The sequence below is a fragment of the Cognatilysobacter lacus genome (assembly GCF_008274655.1).
Lineage (GTDB): Bacteria > Pseudomonadota > Gammaproteobacteria > Xanthomonadales > Xanthomonadaceae > Cognatilysobacter > Cognatilysobacter lacus.
The window spans coordinates 1-2,365 of the sequence record NZ_VTRV01000235.1; the positions used below are offsets into that span (position 1 = coordinate 1).

Sequence of the window (2,365 nt, forward strand, 5' to 3'; positions counted from 1 at the left end):
CTGCATTACCTGCTGGGCTGGGACGAGGTCGGCAACCTGACTTCGCTCGGCGACACCGCGAGCAACCCGAATATCTCGGTGCCACTGCGCGGCTACACGTACGACGGACTCAACCGCCTCACCGCGGCGAATGATCCGAGCAATGTGCTGCTCCAGGGCTACAGCTACGACGCCACCGGCAATCGTCTGTCCGACACCAAGGTCACCGGCACCGGCACGACGGCGTACACCTACCCGGCGACGAGTCATCAGCTGACCAAGGTCGGCACCGTCGCCCGCACCTACGACGCGATGGGCAACATGCTGACCGGCACGGTGAACGGCGTCGCCAAGACGTTCACCTATGACGTTACCGGCCGCATGAACGTGGCGAAGAACGGCTCGACCGTGCAAATGAACTACGCCTACAACGGCAAGGGCGAGCAGGTGCGTCGTTATCCGACGACCACGTCCACTGCACAGACGTATGAGGTGTACGACGAGGCCGGGCATTGGATAGGGGAGTACGACTCGACCGGTGCGCGCAAGCAGGAGTTCATCTGGCTGGGCGATCTGCCAATGGGTGTTTATGCGCTGAGTGCGGGCTCGACGACGGCGTATCAGGTGTACCAAGTGCAGCCCGATCACCTGGGCACGCCGCGTGCGGTGATCGACGCGACGCGTCAGAAGGCGGTGTGGTCGTGGCCGCTGCAGAACGAGCCGTTCGGAAAGAGCAATCCGGTGCAGGACCCGGACGCGGATGGCAAGACGTTCGTGCTGGATATGCGGTTCCCGGGGCAGCGGTATGACAGTGGGAGTGGGCTGAACTACAATTACTACCGAGATGGATACGACGCGGGAACTGCGCGGTACTCGCAGCCTGACCCAATTGGGCTGGAAGGTGGTGCGTCGATTTACGCGTATGTTGGAAATCATCCAATTCGGAGTACTGACCCGTTAGGGCTTTCTGAGTTGCTCTCCCTAGACGCGAAGGGATCACTGATCAATGTTCCTCGTGGTGAATTCGAGCGGTATATGAGCCCGCGTCCGCTATCCGCTGCAGTGGAAAAAGATCTGGACAGGGGTTGCATAGGTCTCGCGAGCGCTTATCAAGGCGCGGGCCAGCAGTTTCCAGAAGACGCGCCTGGTACGGATTGCTACAAGGACGAAGCAAAGGCAATTCAGCGCGCTGTACAGTGCATCGGACGGTCGTTTATTTTCGGGAAGCAAGGGCACTGGCAAGGCGCTGAGCCGATGCCGGATTCGAGGGGAAAGGTGCCGAATTCGTCAATCTCGAGCGCAGGCGGGCATTACAACTACGTCACGTATTTCCGCAATACCAGAAATTATGCGTGGATGAATCATTCCGCTCAGGCGCCCGGTCAGCGGGGCTACGTGTACAGTGCCCCTCCCAGTGATCCGGCATACCCGGAGACAATTTGGTGCACCACATGCACAAAATGATGTTTGCGCCATTCGTGCTGTTAGTTCTGCTCGTGACAGGAGCGGCTAGCGCTCGGTCGCCGGGGCAATCCGAGGGTCTCAGTGTTGCGCGTGCGCATTCTCGGTACGGAGCGTGTACTTCTCGAAAGCAGAGGCTTCAGGTCGCCATCGACGTAATGAATGCTGGACTAATTCAAAAATGGTCCCCAGTTAAAACCGTCGACCTCGTTTTCGGTAGTAAGTTTGATGTACAGCGAAAGCAGCTGAGACCGGGCGGTAGCACGTGGGGTGTCATCGATTTCGAAGAGCAACCCGTTTCTCGAAACGACGCTGAGGCATCGGAAAGAGTGGGTTGGTACCTGGCCGTTAAATACGACTCGGGCGGGATAGTTCTCGACTATTACCTGAGCAACTCCCATAAATAGAGCGCAACCCGCGTAAGGCGGGTTAACCGCCCTACATATCGGGTAGGGCGGGTCTCGACCCGCCGTTGGTGGGCGTGCGGGGCAATGTCTAGAAAAGGGGTCAGGTTCCATTTCCTGACCCCTGGGCAATTGGCAAATGGGGTCAACCCGCGTAAGGCGGGTTAAAACCCGCCCTACATATCGGGTAGGGTCAGGTTCCATTTCCTGACGCTCGCGGCCGCCCGGCTTGTCGAATCGCCATCGAGCGCCCCACTAGGGTTTCGATTTCCGACTTGAAGCGTTGACTCCCCACGCTTTCTGCTGCCGCGTGTGTGACGTCAACGCTTCGAGTTCTTCAGTGGTCAGCCCCGAAGCGATCAACGCGCGATACGCCGCGAATCGTTGCTCGGCCGTCGTACCCAACGCCCGCCATGCGGCATGCGGACGCACGCGCGGTTCGTCGAAAAATGGGGTCAGGTTCAATTTCGGCTGGTTCTTATGAAGGTCGGCCGGACGGACGCGAAGCTTCGGGTCCCGCC

The 2,365-nt window shown here is 59.2% G+C and carries 1 protein-coding gene and 1 pseudogene; one reads left to right on the top strand and one right to left on the bottom strand.

Annotated elements, in window-relative coordinates:
- On the top strand, positions 1–1,443 hold a 1,443-nt coding region (locus FW784_RS13590; protein ID WP_149353861.1), incomplete at its 5' end, for an RHS repeat-associated core domain-containing protein.
- Positions 1,444–2,099: 656 nt separating this feature from the next.
- Here FW784_RS13590 and FW784_RS14685 read toward each other — a convergent pair.
- Positions 2,100–2,365, bottom strand: a pseudogene (locus FW784_RS14685) (hypothetical protein); the annotation flags it as partial.